Source organism: Bradyrhizobium elkanii WSM2783, from assembly GCF_000472865.1.
Taxonomy (GTDB): Bacteria; Pseudomonadota; Alphaproteobacteria; order Rhizobiales; family Xanthobacteraceae; genus Bradyrhizobium; species Bradyrhizobium elkanii_A.
The window spans coordinates 23,351-38,054 of sequence record NZ_AXAP01000079.1; the positions used below are offsets into that span (position 1 = coordinate 23,351).

Annotated in this window: 13 protein-coding genes; 3 read left to right on the forward strand and 10 right to left on the reverse strand. The window is 65.4% G+C overall.

The genetic code is table 11. From position 1 onward, the window contains the following. Positions 1–78: 78 nt before the first annotated feature. The 10 genes from YY7_RS0139405 to YY7_RS0139455 all read right to left on the reverse strand — a co-directional run bounded on the left by YY7_RS0139405 (position 79) and on the right by YY7_RS0139455 (position 12,497). The gene (locus YY7_RS0139405) at positions 79–759 is read right to left on the reverse strand and encodes a response regulator transcription factor (RefSeq protein ID WP_027581499.1); all 681 of its coding nucleotides are present in this window, start codon (positions 757–759) and stop codon (positions 79–81) included. Between the two features lie 324 nt (positions 760–1,083). After that, complete coding sequence (locus tag YY7_RS0139415; protein ID WP_028167974.1) at positions 1,084–2,667, reverse strand: Do family serine endopeptidase; 1,584 nt, start codon at positions 2,665–2,667, stop codon at positions 1,084–1,086. A gap of 230 nt (positions 2,668–2,897) precedes the next feature. Next, the gene (locus YY7_RS0139420; protein ID WP_028167975.1) at positions 2,898–4,241 is read right to left on the reverse strand and encodes a methyl-accepting chemotaxis protein; all 1,344 of its coding nucleotides are present in this window, start codon (positions 4,239–4,241) and stop codon (positions 2,898–2,900) included. 266 nt (positions 4,242–4,507) lie between these two features. Continuing rightward, a complete protein-coding gene (locus YY7_RS0139425; protein WP_028167976.1) occupies positions 4,508–5,005 on the reverse strand; it encodes a cytochrome c-type biogenesis protein in 498 nt (165 codons plus the stop codon). Next, positions 5,005–6,987: a heme lyase CcmF/NrfE family subunit gene (locus YY7_RS0139430; protein ID WP_028167977.1), complete on the reverse strand. Its 1,983-nt coding sequence runs from the start codon at positions 6,985–6,987 to the stop codon at positions 5,005–5,007. The genes YY7_RS0139425 and YY7_RS0139430 overlap by 1 nt, the downstream gene beginning before the upstream one ends. Beyond that, complete coding sequence (gene ccmE, locus YY7_RS0139435) at positions 6,984–7,472, reverse strand: cytochrome c maturation protein CcmE (protein WP_028167978.1); 489 nt, start codon at positions 7,470–7,472, stop codon at positions 6,984–6,986. Before ccmE ends, YY7_RS0139430 begins: the two co-directional genes overlap by 4 nt. Positions 7,473–7,501: 29 nt before the next feature. Beyond that, positions 7,502–8,608: a c-type cytochrome biogenesis protein CcmI gene (ccmI, locus tag YY7_RS0139440; protein ID WP_028167979.1), complete on the reverse strand. Its 1,107-nt coding sequence runs from the start codon at positions 8,606–8,608 to the stop codon at positions 7,502–7,504. Between the two features lie 195 nt (positions 8,609–8,803). Next, positions 8,804–10,207, reverse strand: coding sequence for a hypothetical protein (locus YY7_RS0139445; RefSeq protein ID WP_028167980.1), 1,404 nt, complete (start codon positions 10,205–10,207; stop codon positions 8,804–8,806). 128 nt (positions 10,208–10,335) lie between these two features. Beyond that, entirely contained in the window at positions 10,336–11,709 is a 1,374-nt protein-coding gene (locus YY7_RS0139450) for a sensor histidine kinase (protein ID WP_028167981.1), read from the reverse strand. Positions 11,710–11,825: 116 nt separating this feature from the next. Next, on the reverse strand, positions 11,826–12,497 hold the full coding sequence (locus tag YY7_RS0139455; RefSeq protein ID WP_028167982.1) for a response regulator transcription factor: 672 nt from the start codon (positions 12,495–12,497) through the stop codon (positions 11,826–11,828). Positions 12,498–12,732: 235 nt separating this feature from the next. Between YY7_RS0139455 and YY7_RS54325 the strand changes: the two genes are divergently transcribed. The 3 genes from YY7_RS54325 to YY7_RS0139470 form a co-directional block, all read left to right on the forward strand. Beyond that, positions 12,733–13,134, forward strand: a complete 402-nt coding sequence (locus YY7_RS54325) for a hypothetical protein (protein WP_063623432.1) — start codon at positions 12,733–12,735, stop codon at positions 13,132–13,134. 162 nt (positions 13,135–13,296) lie between these two features. Further along, the gene (locus YY7_RS0139465; RefSeq protein ID WP_028167983.1) at positions 13,297–13,506 is read left to right on the forward strand and encodes a hypothetical protein; all 210 of its coding nucleotides are present in this window, start codon (positions 13,297–13,299) and stop codon (positions 13,504–13,506) included. 125 nt (positions 13,507–13,631) lie between these two features. Next, the coding region (locus YY7_RS0139470) for a phosphoglucomutase (protein WP_028167984.1) at positions 13,632–14,704 on the forward strand (1,073 nt) is incomplete at its 3' end.

A 14,704-nucleotide genomic window follows, 5' to 3' on the forward strand; every position in this document is an offset into this window, starting at 1 on the left:
TGCTACCCAAGATGTTGCTGTTGCGCGTTGCTATCCGATGCTCCCATGCACCGATGCAGCTACGTCTTTCGGACTCAGCTACCGTATCCCGTCGCGGATCATGTACCCTGCCCCGCGGATCGTGTGCAGCAAGGGCCGCTCGAAGCCCTTGTCGATCTTGGAGCGCAGGCGCGAGATGTGCACGTCGATGACGTTGGTCTGCGGATCGAAGTGATAGTCCCAGACATTCTCGAGCAGCATGGTGCGCGTCACCACCTGCCCTGCATGCTTCATCAGATATTCGAGCAGGCGGAATTCGCGCGGCTGCAGCGTCAGCTCGTCCTTGCCGCGGGCGACGCGGTGCGACAGGCGGTCGAGCTCGAGATCGCCGACCCGATAGACCGTCTCCTCCGCCGGGCCGACATTGCGGCGCGACAGAACTTCGACGCGCGCCAGCAGTTCGGCGAATGAATAGGGTTTCGGCAGGTAGTCGTCGCCGCCGGCGCGCAGGCCCTTGATGCGGTCGTCGACCTGACCGAGCGCGGAGAGGATCAACACCGGCGTGCGGTTCCCCTTTTCGCGCAGTGTTCCGATCAGGGACAGGCCGTCCCGCTTCGGCAGCATGCGGTCGACGACGAGGACGTCATAGTCGCCGCTCTCGGCCATCGACAGACCTTCCTCGCCGTCGTCGGCGAGGTCGGCGATATAGCCGACTTCGCGGAACGCCTTGACGAGATAGTCGGCGGATTCGCGATCGTCTTCGATGATCAGGAGGCGCATCTGGGGTGCGGCTAAAGGTGCGGTGGCGGTCACGGGATTGGTTTCCTCTCAGCATGGCGCGGCCGCCCTGCACATGCAAGACGGCCGCGCGCGTTCGCGTTGATTTGCATGATCCTTCCGGAAAACCGGCTTCCGCTTTTCCGGATCATGCTGGAGGGGAAAGAGTGGGCGGTGAAGCTGGGGGACTTCACCGCCCTAGGCCTTCCGACGGAGGGGGGCGCATTCCACCGGAAGGTAGCAAGAGGGGGCGAGCATTGAGGCTCGCTCCCCAGGAAGGGCCGTCGGCGGGGGCGACGATTGCCGGCGACGCCTTCCATCTCGTATTTAACCCTTCGCCAGCGGGACTGCCACAAAGCGCGACGAACCGCCGCTCTTTACACGCATCAAAACGCTGTTCTTGTTGTCGTTCCGTGCGGAGGTGATCGCATCACGCACATCACCGGCGCTGGTGACGTTCTTGCCGGCGACTTCAAGAATGACGTCGCCTTCCTTGAAGCCGCGCTCGGCCGCGGCGCTCTTCGGGTCGACCTCGGTCACGACGACGCCGTCCTTGCCGGCGCCGGCCACGCTGTTGGCGGGGGCCACCGTCAGGCCGAGCTTCGGCACGTCGGTGCCCCGGGAGGAAGAGCCGCGATCGCTGTTGTCGTTATCGGCCTTGGCCTCGACCGTGTTCGGCAACTGGCCGAGCGTGAGGTTGACGGTCTTCTCCTGGCCCTTGTGCAGGACGTTGAGCTTCACCGCATTGCCGGGCGCCAGGCCGCCGATGGTGCGGGCGAGCTCGCGCGCATCCTTGACCGTTTCGCCGTTGACGGCGGTGATGACGTCGCCGGATTCGATGCCGGCCTTGGCCGCCGGACCGTTGGCCTGGGGCTCCGCCACCAGCGCGCCTTCGGCCTTCTTCATGCCGAGGCTGTCGGCGATGTCGGAGGTCACCGGCTGGATCTGGACGCCGATCCAGCCGCGGCTGACCGTGCCCTTGTCCTTGAGCTGGGCGACGACGCTCTTCACCGTCGCGGCCGGGATCGAGAAGGCGATGCCGACGCTGCCGCCGGAGGGCGAGTAGATCGCGGTGTTGACGCCCATCACCTCACCGGACACGTCGAACGCCGGGCCACCGGAGTTGCCCTTGTTCACGGGCGCGTCGATCTGGATGAAATCGTCATACGGGCCGTTGCCGATGTCGCGGCCGGAGGCCGAGACGATACCGGCGGTAACCGTGCCGCCGAGCCCGAAGGGGTTGCCGACCGCCAGCACCCAGTCGCCGATCCGCGGCTTGGTGTCGGACAGCTTGGCGAACGGGAAGTTGGAACCACCCTCGACCTTGACTAGCGCGAGGTCGGTACGCGGATCGGTGCCGATCACCTTGGCCGAATAGGTCTTGCCGTCATCGGTCGTGACCTCGACCTTGTCGGCGCCGTCAACGACGTGGTTGTTGGTCACCGCAAAGCCGTCAGCCGAAATGAAGAAACCCGAACCCTGGCCGGTCACGATGCCACGGCCACGCGGTCCGCCGCGCATGCCCGGGGGGAGCCCATCCTGTCCACCGAAGCGACGGAAGAAACGCTCCATCGGCGAGCCCGGCGGGAACGGCGAGTCCTCGTTGCTGTCGTCCTTGGCGAGCTTCTCGCCGATATTGACCTTGACCGAAATCACCGACGGCTTCACGCGCTCGACAATATCGGCAAAGCCGACCGGCTGCTGAACCTTGCGGACCTCGTTGTTGACCTGCGCCTGCGCCGGGCTGGCGAACAGATCGCTCGGCGTGTGCTGCGGGCTCAAACCATAGCCGGCGACGCCGAGGCCGGCGACGACCGAAGCCATCAACGCAAATCTGCGGGCCGAGAACAGCGAACGCCGCGGCGCGCGGTAAGACGGCAAAGACGAAAGATCGGTGGGTCGTTCGGTCATTCTAAAAATCTCCAAGAGCCAGAACTCGAAAGGTGCGGGGGCAAGCACCGGACGTGTCTAAACATGGGGGCGTCAGCCTTACGGCGCGCTGGCTGCGGAATTAAACTTTTGTAATAGAGACGAGGCCGGGTGCGGCAGAATATCGCAGCTCCGCCAATGGGTTAGCCGCGAGCTGCAGGAGTTCGCGGCAAGTCTCGCCCAAAGGTTCCAGTTTGCAAAATCGCGAGCCGTCAGACTGCCCTGACGCTGGCAATGAAACCCTCGACCTCGCGCTTGAGGATGTCGGCCTGCTGCGACAGGTCGACCGCGGAATCCTTGGCCTCGCCGGCCATGCGGCCGGTGTCGGACGAGGTGGTGGTGATCTGGACGATGTGGTTGGTGACGTCCATGGTTCCCCTCGCCGCGTCCTGGACGCTCCTGGAGATGTCCTGGGTGGCGTTGCGCTGGCGTGCGGTGTCGACGTCGATGCCCGACATGATCGAGCTGATTTCGGCGATCGTGTTCGAGATCCCGTCGATGGCGCCGCGGGTTTCCGCCGTGATCGCCTGGATGCTCGTGACCTGCTGCGAGATCTCCTCGGTCGCCTTGCTGGTCTGGCTGGCCAGATTCTTCACCTCGGAGGCGACCACCGCAAATCCCTTGCCGGCCTCGCCGGCCCGCGCCGCTTCGATGGTGGCGTTGAGCGCCAACAGGTTGGTCTGCGAGGCAACCGTCTGGATCAACTGCACGACGGCCCCGATCTTCTCGGCAGCGTCCGAGAGCGCGTGGATGGTGTCGGCGCTCTGGCGCGCCTGCGCCACCGCCCCTTCGGCACGCTGGGTGGCGTCGGTGACGCGCTGGCTGATCGCCGCGATCGAGGTCGTCATCTGCTCCGCTGATGTCGCCACCGTCTGGACGCTGGTGCTGGCCTGGCCGGCTGCGCTGGCAACCGCGCTTGCCTTCTGGCTGGTCTCGTTGGCGGCGCGCGACAGCGTTTCGGCGTTGCCCCTGAGGCGGACGGCCGATGCGGCAACGCTGCCGACGACATTGGCGACGAGGCCGTTGAAGTCGCGGATCTTCTCGTCGAGATAGCGAGTCCGCTCGCGCTGGTTGTGGGCGTCGCGCAGTTCCTGGTCGGTCAGCCGCTGGCGTTCGATCCCGTTGGTCTTGAACACTTCGAGCGCGCCGGCGAGCAGCCCGATTTCATTGCTCCTGCCGAGACCCGGAATCGGCGTCTCATACCTCTGCTCTGCCACCTCGCGCATCGCATGCACCATGGCAGCCAGCGGCCGCATGACGCCGTTCCGAACCGCGAGATAGGTCGTGACGCAGACCGTAAGCGCGATCACGGCGATCGCACCGCAGGCGATCAGGAAATAGGAGAACGCCGTCCGCGCTTCCTGATAGATCTGCATGGCGTGCTCGCGGCCCGGGCCGCTCAGCGATTTGAACTCAGCGGCAAGCGCCGTGATCTCGTTGTTGAGGTAGAGCACGGCGATGAAGCCCGTGCCGCCGCCGATCCCAAGCAGCACCAGAAGCGCAATGACAACGGATGCGACAAGGAAGCGGATAGTCAGATTGCTGTTGGAAAACATCGGCTTGCTCAAGAGCGTTACGACAAAGCATCATCACGCTCTATCGTTTTGTGAACGTGATCCTCTCGGACAACCGGTACCCACTTTTCCGGATCATGCTCTGGAGGAAGGGCGAGGCAAAGTTCCACACAAAAGGTCAAGATTGGATGAATGTCCGGGCAGATGCCGACGCGCATGGACCTACGTAACAGTACGTAGATCAGAGCGTTTTCGAGCGAAGTGGGTACCGGTTCGCGTGAAGAAAACGCGTCGAAACCAAAAAAGCGCTAGCCACGCCTTTCCGGCGCTTCCTCCGACATCAGCGCAGCCAGCCGGCTCTCCTCCTCAGGAGTGAGATGGGCGCCGGTTGTGGCGCCCGCCGGGGCAACTGGCCGGCGGCGGCCAAACCGCCAAAGCGCCACGCCGCCTCCGACCAGGACTAGCGGCGGGACCAGCCAGAGCAGCAGCGTATGCGGATTGAAGCGCGGCTTCAGCAGGACGAATTCGCCGTAGCGCGCCACCAGGAAATCGATCACCTGCCGATCGCTGTCGCCGGCCGCGATCCGCTCGCGGACCAGGATGCGCAGGTCGCGCGCCAGCGGCGCCTCGGAATCGTCGATCGACTGGTTCTGGCACACCATGCAGCGCAGTTCGCGCGACAGCTCCCGCGCCCGCGCTTCCTTGGCGGGATCCGCCATGATCTCGTCAGGCTGCACGGCGAACGCCGCCGGTGCGCCGAGCGACACGGCGAACGCCAGCACACAAGCTGCAAGCGCCCTCCGCATCACTCCGCCGCCTGCAATGCGCGCGCGGCCTTGGCCGGCTTGGGCGCACCGACGCGCAGGCGCCGGTCGGACAGCGACAAGAAGCCGCCAAAGGCCATCAGCACCGGGCCGAACCAGATCAAGAGCACCATGGGCTTGTGATAGATGCGCACCGCGATGCCGCCGTCGGCGGCGATATCGCCGAGCGAGATATAGAGCTGGCTCACCCCGCGCGTCAGCAGCGCGGCCTCGGTGGTGGACGCGCCGCGCGTGGTGAAATTGCGCTTCGACGGCGTCATGACGCTGAGCGTCTTGCCGTCGAGGCCGACCGTGAACCTCGCCACCATCTCGCGGAAATTCGGTCCCTGGCGCTGGCCGATATCGTCGAGCTTCAATTCGTAGCCGGCGACTTTCGCGGAGTCGCCCGGCTTCATGGTGCCGATATATTCGCTGTTCCAGGTGGTCTCGCAGACGATCCCGATCAGGGCGATACCGACGCCGGCATGGGCGAACGCCGTGCCCCACGCCGCCCGCGGCAGGCCGCGCGCCCGCTGCACGGAGGTGCCGAACGGAAGCCGGAACAGCCCGAGACGCTCGGCGAGGTCGGTGAGCGCCCCAGCGACGACGAATACCGCAAGCCCGATCGCGAGCGGCGCGAAGCTGGCACCGCCACGCGTCCAGGCCCACAGCACCGCGATCGCGATCAGGGCAGCGATCCCGGCCGCGGTCAGGCGCTGAGCGGCGCCAAGCAGGTCGCCGCGCTTCCAGGCCAGCAAGGGGCCGAACGGCACGGCGATCATCAATGGCACGAACAGCGGCCCGAAGGTCAGGTTGAAGAACGGCGCGCCGACCGAGATCTTGTCGCCGGTCAGGACCTCGAGCGCCAGCGGATAGAGCGTGCCGATGAACACGGTCGCGCAGGCCGTGGTGAGGAACAGGTTGTTGAGCACCAGCGCGCCCTCGCGCGAGATCGGCGCGAACAGGCCGCCCTGCTTCAACGATGCGGCCCGGGCCGCATAGAGCGACAGGCTGCCGCCGATGAAGAGACAGAGGATCAACAGGATGAACACGCCGCGCGCCGGATCGGTCGCAAAGGCGTGCACCGAAGTCAGGACGCCGGAGCGCACCACGAAGGTACCGAGCAAGGACAGCGAGAAGGTCAGGATCGACAGCAGGATGGTCCAGACCTTCAGCGCGTTGCGCTTCTCCATCACGACCGCCGAATGCAACAGCGCCGTGCCGGCGAGCCAGGGCATCAGCGAGGCGTTCTCGACGGGATCCCAGAACCACCAGCCGCCCCAACCGAGCTCGTAATAGGCCCAGTACGAGCCCATCGCGATGCCGAGCGTAAGGAAGATCCAGGCCAGCAGCGTCCACGGCCGCACCCAGCGCGCCCAGGCGGCATCGATGCGGCCCTCGATCAGGGCGGCGACCGCGAAGGAGAACGAGATCGAGAAGCCGACATAGCCGAGATAGAGCATCGGCGGATGCACGGCGAGGCCGATATCCTGCAGCACCGGGTTCAGATCCCTGCCCTCGATCGGCGGATTGGCGATGCGCAGGAACGGATTCGAGGTGAGCAGGATGAAGAGATAGAAGGCGCTTGCGATCCAGGCCTGCACCGCGAGCACATGCGCGCGCAGGGTCAGCGGCAGGTTGTTGCCGAAGGCGGCGACGAGGCCGCCGAACAGCGCCAGGATCGACACCCAGAGCAGCATCGATCCCTCGTGGTTACCCCAGACGCCGGTGATCTTGTAGATCAGCGGCTTCATCGAGTGCGAGTTCTCGAACACGTTGACGACGGAGAAATCCGAGGTCACGTGCAGCATCACCAGCGCAATGAACGAGGCACCCACGAACAAGAGCTGCGCGAGCGCGGTGGAGCGCGCGACGTTCATCAGCGCGACATCGCCCCAGCGCGCGCCGAGCATCGGCACAATCGACTGGATCAGCGCCAGCCCAAGCGCCAGCACCAGCGCGTAATGTCCGGCTTCCGCGATCAACGCATCGCCCCCTGCACCGGCTGCGGCCCGGCCGAGGCGCTGGGCTTGCCGTAATCGTCCTTCCAGTGGCCCTGCTTCTTCAGGGCGTCGGCGACCTCCTTGGGCATGTAGGTCTCGTCATGCTTTGCGAGCACGGTGTCGGCGCGGAACACACCGGATTGATCCAGCGCGCCCTCGGCGACGACGCCCTGCCCTTCGCGGAACAGGTCCGGCAGGATTCCCTTGTAGGCGACCGGCAGCGTGGCGCTGCCGTCGGCGACCTCAAACGTCACCGCGAGGTTGTCGCCGCGTTTGAGCGAGCCTGGCTGCACCAGGCCGCCGAGGCGGAACCGCTTCCCGGCGGAGATATGCTTTTCGGCAACCATCGAGGGCGTGGAGAAGAACACGATGGAATCGCGCAAGGCGCTGAGCACCAGCGCGGCCGCCACCGCGAGCACCGCGAGCGAGCCGCCGATCATCACCAAGCGCCGCTGCTTACGCGTCATGGTTCCCTATGGTCCTGTCTGTGCGCATGTCATCCATCCAGCCCGAGATTCTTCAGGCCTTCATTGAGCTGGCGCAAGCGTTCGGCGTCATTGGCAACCGCCTGGCGGGCATCGGTGAGCGCTGCAACCGCCTTGTCGCGCTCGCCCATCACCATATAGGCGCGCACCAGCCGCAGCCATCCCTCGACATCGTTGCCGTCCTGCTTCAGGCGCGTGGCGAGCCGGTCGACCATGCCGCGGATCATCGCGGAGCGGTCGTCCGCGCTCATGTCCTTGGCCGCGGCCATGGTCTCGTTTGACAGCGCGGGCGCGACGACACCGCCGCCGACCCGCGTCAGCGAGGCCTGCACCAGCGATCGCCACGGCGCATCCGCCGGCGCCTTGGCGAGCATCGCGCGCCAGATCGAGGCTGCGTCGTCCTTGCGGCCGTCCTGCTCGGCGGCGAGCCCGAGGAAGTAGTTCGCCTTGGGATCGTCGGCGTTTTGCGCCACGGCGCGCTCGAATTCGGCCTTGGCCTCCGCGGTGACGACGCCTCCGGCCACACCGGTCAGCGCCTCGCCAAGATCGGCGCGGCGCTCCGAACTGTCGCCGTTATAGGTGATCGAATTGCGATAGGCGCGCACCGCGTCGTCGTAACGGCCGAGCCTGGAGAGCACCGGCGCCAGCACGTTCCAGCCGCGGCCATCGGTCGGATTCTTCTCGAGATGCGCCTCCACCTGCGCCACCAGATTGGCGAGCGGCTGATTGACGTCTGCCATGCGGCTGCGCGCGGCGAGCGGAAAATCGCCGAGCTGTGGCGAGCCCAGCGCAAGATAGAACGCCGCCGCCATCACCGGCAGTCCGACCAGCGCCGCCACGGCGGCCGACCGCCGCAGCGGCAGGTTGGCTTTTGGCGCCGCCGCAGCCTCGCCGTCCACGGCGGCAAGCAAGCGTCGGCCGATCTCGACCCGCGCCGCCTCGGCTTCCGACGCCCCGATCAAGCCCGAAGCAAGATCGCGCTCGATCTCGGCGAGTTGGTCCTTGTAGACATTGGCCTCGCTGCCGCCTGATGTCGCAGGCGTCGCGCGACCAAGCGGCCAAAGCACGGCGAAGATCGCCGCGACCGTCATCAGCGCGAACACAAACCACAGTGTCATCAACGAGTTCCCGGGCGAACGGCACCGAAAGCTGGTACCGATGTGCCGCTTTACACCACCGGCGGGAAGCGGAGCAATTGACAATTGCTGGATCGGAACCGCCCTCCGTAACCAACCGGAGGGAGAAATTGCGGGAGCAACCGAATTGCGCGACCCCGATATCGGATCGCAGAAGGAAAACCGTAAAAATGACGATCAGCCAGCGCGGGACGACTTGCGCTCGCCGGTCATCGCGTTCTCCGCGGCGCGGTTCATCAGCGAGGCGTAGTCATGGCCGAACAGGACCTCGCAGAACCGGATCGCTGCGCTGGCCTGCTGCTGCCGATAGCCGCGCACCCGGTGGTCACCAGCGCGCAAGGACTGCACCAGCGCTTCCGTCGACTTCTCGACATATTGCTGCAGGTCGGAATAGGTCCGCAGCGTCACCTCGTTGATCGCGAGCTCGCTCGCATAGGTGCGGCACACCGCGACGAAGTCGATGAGCGCGGCGACCTCCTCGACTTCGGTCGTGTCGATCATGGCGGCGGCGGAGATATCCTTGTCCGGGCGCTGGCGCAGGATGCGGCGGACCCGGCCGGGAACGCTGTCGATCTCCGATTGCATTGAATTGGAGATATCGGCCCGGATCGAGGCCAATTGCTTGCCCCAGGTGGATTCGTTGCGCAGGTCGAGCTCCGTGCGCAGGCCGCGCACACCGTCATGCAGCGTCTTCAATTGATCCCCGACATTGTCGAGATGACCGCGCCGGATATCGCTGCGCAGGCAGGCTGCGAGATAGGAGAGATCGTGCAAGGCGATCGTGACGGCAACACCATAGGGCGTGGCGGCGACGCGGATCTCGTCGTCGGAAGCCGCCATCTTGATCGCGAGGCGGATGATCTGCCAGGGCGCGACCAGGCGCTGCATCACCAGCGACAGCGCGAAGGGTAGCAATTGCGGCGTCTGCAGCGAGGGGACGTTGAGCGCGGCGGTGACAGAGGCGATCTGGGTGTCGCCGAACATCCGGAGTTGGCTCGGAAGCCGGCTGCCGAGCGTCTCCAGTGCCTCGCGCGCGCGCAGCACCAGCCCGATCGACACCAGGTCTTCGACCACATTGGGCGGGCCGACGCGCGACAGCGCCCGCTGTTTGTCATCACCGGGCACTGGCGTCGCGACCTTGACGATCGCCTCCGCTGCGGCGACCTGATATTTGCGGGCTGCGGCCTCGGCGGCCGAAGTTGCACCGCTGTCGTGCGCCTTCACAAGCGCGGTCTCGAATTCGCGGGTCGCATCAGGCGCGCCCTCGCGGCCGAGCCACTGCCATATCGGCAGCAGCGAGGTGCGGCGGACCTGTCCCGGCCGGATCGGGAAATTGCCTTCGGCGAGGAACGGCTCGAGCGGACGGAACAATAGGCGCGCCGGATCATCGCCCCGGGGGCGCGTCTCCTCCTCCTCGGCCCGGCGCACGATCTTGCGCAACTGCTCAAGCACCAGGGTGGCGACACTGACGTCCTCGCCGCGCTCCACTGCGCGCTCGAACTCGCGCATCAGCAGCGCCTGCGATTGCGGCGGAAGCTGCGCGAGATAATCCCTCAGCCGCTCGGTTGGTGTCTGGCTCATGGGCCTGGGGTGATTGAATGCTCGTGATGGCGACGCAGGACGCATCGGCTCGGCATGATAGGAGGGCGCGCGTTAAGAAGGCGTTTAGGAAATGATGCACGGGCGTCCCTCGCCGCGCCCCTCGGCTGTCAGACTCCCGGCAATTCCAGCTCCGCCCGCAGGCCGCCGATCGGCGCATTGCGGAGCGACAGGCTGCCGCCGTAGAGGCCGGCGAGATCGGTGACGATTGAAAGCCCGAGTCCCGAGCCCGGCTTGGATTCGTCGAGCCGCTGGCCGCGCCGCGACACCTGGGCGCGCTCGGCGGCCGACAAGCCGCGCCCGTCGTCATCGACGATAATATGCAGCCGCGGGCCGGCACCCGGCTCCGCCGGCGGCTCGACCAGGACCTCGATGAAGACCTGAGAGGCCGCCCATTTGCAGGCATTGTCGACGAGGTTGCCGGCCATCTCCTCGAGGTCCTGGCGCTCGCCGCGGAATTTCGCCGATGGGTCGGCTTTCAGCTCGATGGTGATGTCGCGGTCGCGGTGGATCTTTTCCATGGTTCGCCGCAGTGCCTCGAGCACCGGTGCCACTTCGGTGACGGTGGCGACGATGGTGACGCGCGCGGCGATGCGGGCGCGCTCCAGGTGATGCGTGACCTGGTCGCGCATAACTTCGGCCTGCTCCAGCACCTTGGCGGCAAAGGGATCGGGGGCATGCGTCGCGGCCTCGTTGACGATCACCGACAAGGGCGTCTTGACCGCGTGGGCGAGATTGCCGACATGGGTGCGCGCGCGCTCGACGATCTCGCGGTTGGCATCGATCAGCGCGTTGGTCTCGCGCGCGAGCGGCGCGATCTCCACCGGAAACTTGCCTTCAAGCCGTTCGGCGCGGCCGGAGCGGATATCGGCGATCGCCTCCGAAATGCGCTTGAGCGGCGCCAGGCCGAAACGGACCTGGAAGATCGTGGTCAGCAACAGCACGATGCCAAGCGAGGCGAAGGTGCCGCCGAGGTAGTAGTCGAAGCTGCGCGTCTCATCGAATATCTCGCTGGCGTCGCCGGCGACGCCGACCAGGAACCTGCCGTCGCTGCCAAGATCGACCGGACGCTCGACCATGCGCAGCGTCTGTCCTTCGGGGCCGTCGACATAGCCGATGCGAATGCCGGCGGCGGTCAGCTCAAAGCCCTGATCCTCCAGTTTCGGCAACTTCTTGTCCCACAGCGAGCGCGAGGCGCGCGTCTCGCCCTTTTCCACGTCGGTGCGCAGGATCTGCCAGTACCAGCCGGACAGCGGCAGTTCGAACAGCGGCTCGCCGAGCTGGAACTGGTGGTCCGCCGGCTCGTCAGGCGTGGCGACCTCGGCGATCAGGGTGCGGAGATAGAGGTTGAGGCGACGGTCGAAGGCGCGCTCCGTCGCATCACGATACACCGAGGACAGGATGAAGCCGGTGATCGCCAGGATCACCACCAGCCATGCGGTCGCCGACAGGAACAGGCGGGTGGCGAGCGAGCTTCCACGCATCAGGGCATGATCCCGAAAAGGCTGGCCCCGCGCTTGATGCGGGGTGGGCACCGGATTTCGGATAAGATCATGCTGCGATCAAAAAGTAAGCCCGGCGACCAGCGGCGCCGGGGCGGTTACGCGCCGTTCGGCGGCGGCGTCAGCAGATAGCCGAGGCCGCGGACGGTCTGGATGATGTCGACGTCGAGTTTCTTGCGGATGCGTCCGACGAACACTTCGATGGTATTGGAGTCGCGGTCGAAGTCCTGGTCGTAGAGATGCTCGACCAGCTCGGTGCGCGATACCACGCGCCCGGTGTGGTGCATCAGATAGGCCAGCAGCCGGTATTCATGCGAGGTCATCTTCACCGGGTTGCCGGAGACGCTGACGCGGCCGGTGCGGGTATCCAGTGTCACCGGGCCGCAGGTCAATTCGGACTGGGCGTGGCCAGTGGAGCGGCGCAGCAGCGCCCGGATCCGCGCCAAGATCTCTTCCATATGAAAGGGCTTTGCGACGTAGTCGTCGGCGCCGGCGTCGAAGCCTTGCACCTTGTCGCTCCAGCGGTCGCGCGCGGTCAGGATCAAGACCGGCATGGCGCGGCCGTTGCGTCGCCAGGCTTCCAGCACCGAGATGCCGTCCATCTTCGGCAGGCCGATGTCGAGGACGACGGCATCGTAGGGCTCACTGTCGCCGAGATAGTGCCCCTCCTCGCCGTCGAAAGCACGATCGACCACATAGCCGGCATCCGTCAGCGCGGTCGTAAGCTGGCGATTGAGATCCGGATCATCCTCAACGACGAGTAGGCGCAATTTGGCCTCCGATGGCGAGTCGCAGCTTAGCTAAGATGAGACCCACCGGCGTGAACGGGCTATGAACAAGATGAACGGTGTCATGTTACTTTTTGTTCATTTCCGCGGCTTGATAGCAGATTTGGACCGGCTGAACAGCCGCCGGGTTAACGATATCGACTGATAGCGCTGCCATGCGTGCGGCGACGATCGTGCGTGGGTTGAGCTCGGCCCCGTTTTTGCTTAGCAACAACCCATGAATCAACGACTGTCCCTGGGCGCCGCCTGGCTGGTGCTCGCCTTCATCGCCTTCGCGACGCTTTCCCCGCTTCAAGACCGCCCTGTCGTCGCAGGTCCCCAGTTCGAGCATTTCACAGCGTTCGCGCTGATGGGATTTGCATTCGTGCGGGCCTATCCCAACCGGCTGCTCTTGATCGTTGCAATCGTCATTGGCAGCGCGTTCGGGCTGGAAGCCCTGCAACTGCTGACGCCGGATCGGCACGGCCGCCTCATCGACGCGCTGGTCAAGGCTGGCGGCGGGCTCTCCGGGATTGCCATCGGCCATTTCGCGGAATTGCTGCTGCGCGGCCCGCTCAACCGCTTCAGGGGAATACGCCCCGACGGTGCGCAGGAGCCGCCGTCGGCGCTGCGGCCTTAGCGACAAACGCGGAGCGTTTGCGCTGACCGCTTAGGGTTAAAACAGACGTCACATTGAAATGCCACCATCGTCCGGATAACCTCGGCCGCACAGCGATGCATTGCCGGCATGAGGCTTGCTTCGTCGACAATTTGTAGCGTCCGGGTGGATTGAATTTCGAAAATGAGTTTTCAGCTCGTATGCATTGAATGCGACAGCATCGGCGTGGTGATCGACGATGGTGAGCTCGCCCCGCCCTCCGCGATCGTCAAATGCAGCCATTGCTCGGCCGCGCGCGGCACGCTCGGCGAATTGCGCAGCTTGGCGCTGTCAGACCGGCGCGACTTGTTCGATGTCGGCTTGGGCATCGGCACGACGGGCGCGGCGATCTAGCTGAGGCGTTTCTATTTCCGCGATGAAGGACCGCGTGGGTCGCGCTCAGCGCGTCGTGCGATCGCGATGATCCTGTCCCGATTTGATCTCCCGAACGACTGACTGTCTCTTAGAAAGACGACTGCATGTTTCCAAGACCAAAACCGGTACTCCTCCCGAACACCTATGCCTTCGAATCCGAGCCGATGGTGAAGCCGACCGGGTTTCGCGAATATGACGCGCGCTGGCTGTTCGGCAAGGAAATCAATCTGATGGGCGTGCAGGCGCTGGGCATGGGGCTCGGCGCGCTGATTGCGGAACTCGGGGTCAAGCAGGAGATCGTGACCGGCCACGATTTCCGCGGCTATTCCGCCGCGATCAAATACGCGTTGATCTCCGGGTTGATGGCCGCGGGCTGCAAGGTGCACGACATCGGGCTCGCGGTGACGCCGATGGCCTATTTCGCGCAGTTCGACCTCGACGTGCCCTGTGTCGCGATGGTGACCGCCTCGCACAACGACAATGGCTGGACCGGCGTCAAGATGGGCGCGAGCCGCCCGCTGACCTTCGGGCCCGACGAGATGACGCGGCTGAAGGAGATCGTGCTCGGCGCGAGCTTCACCAGCAAGGCCGGCGGCGGCTACCAGTTCCACGAGAATTTCCCGGCGCGCTACATCGCCGACCTCACCAGCCGGCCGAAGCTTAAGCGCCAGCTCAAGGTGGTGGCGGCCTGCGGCAACGGCACCGCCGGCGCGTTCGCGCCGCAGGTCTTGGAGGCGATCGGCTGCGAGGTGATCCCGCTCGACACCGAGCTCGACCACACCTTTCCGAAATACAATCCGAACCCGGAAGACATGGAGATGCTGCACGCGATCCGCGACGCGGTCTTGCAGCACAAGGCCGATGTCGGCCTCGGCTTCGATGGCGACGGCGACCGCTGCGGCGTGGTCGACAACACCGGCGAGGAGATCTTCGCCGACAAGGTCGGCGTGATGCTGGCGCGCGACATGTCGGCGATCCACAAGGACGCGCANTTCGTGGTCGACGTGAANTCGACCGGNCTGTTCATCACCGATCCGGTGCTGCAGCAGCAAGGCGCCAAGACCGCGTATTGGAAGACCGGCCATTCCTACATGAAGCGCCGCACCAACGAGCTTGGCGCGCTCGCCGGCTTCGAGAAATCCGGCCACTTCTTCTTCAACAAACCGTTCGGCCGCGG

Excerpts from the sequence above, each read along its gene's own strand:
- ccmE (WP_028167978.1), bottom strand. The coding sequence starts at position 7,472 with ATGACGCGTAAGCAGCGGCGCTTGGTGATGATCGGCGGCTCGCTCGCG.
- YY7_RS0139450 (WP_028167981.1), bottom strand. The coding sequence starts at position 11,709 with ATGCGTGGAAGCTCGCTCGCCACCCGCCTGTTCCTGTCGGCGACCGCA.
- YY7_RS0139415 (WP_028167974.1), bottom strand. The coding sequence starts at position 2,667 with ATGACCGAACGACCCACCGATCTTTCGTCTTTGCCGTCTTACCGCGCG.
- YY7_RS54325 (WP_063623432.1), top strand. The coding sequence starts at position 12,733 with ATGAATCAACGACTGTCCCTGGGCGCCGCCTGGCTGGTGCTCGCCTTC.
- YY7_RS0139465 (WP_028167983.1), top strand. The coding sequence starts at position 13,297 with ATGAGTTTTCAGCTCGTATGCATTGAATGCGACAGCATCGGCGTGGTG.
- YY7_RS0139405 (WP_027581499.1), bottom strand. The coding sequence starts at position 759 with ATGCGCCTCCTGATCATCGAAGACGATCGCGAATCCGCCGACTATCTC.
- ccmI (WP_028167979.1), bottom strand. The coding sequence starts at position 8,608 with ATGACACTGTGGTTTGTGTTCGCGCTGATGACGGTCGCGGCGATCTTC.
- YY7_RS0139445 (WP_028167980.1), bottom strand. The coding sequence starts at position 10,207 with ATGAGCCAGACACCAACCGAGCGGCTGAGGGATTATCTCGCGCAGCTT.
- YY7_RS0139420 (WP_028167975.1), bottom strand. The coding sequence starts at position 4,241 with ATGTTTTCCAACAGCAATCTGACTATCCGCTTCCTTGTCGCATCCGTT.
- YY7_RS0139425 (WP_028167976.1), bottom strand. The coding sequence starts at position 5,005 with ATGCGGAGGGCGCTTGCAGCTTGTGTGCTGGCGTTCGCCGTGTCGCTC.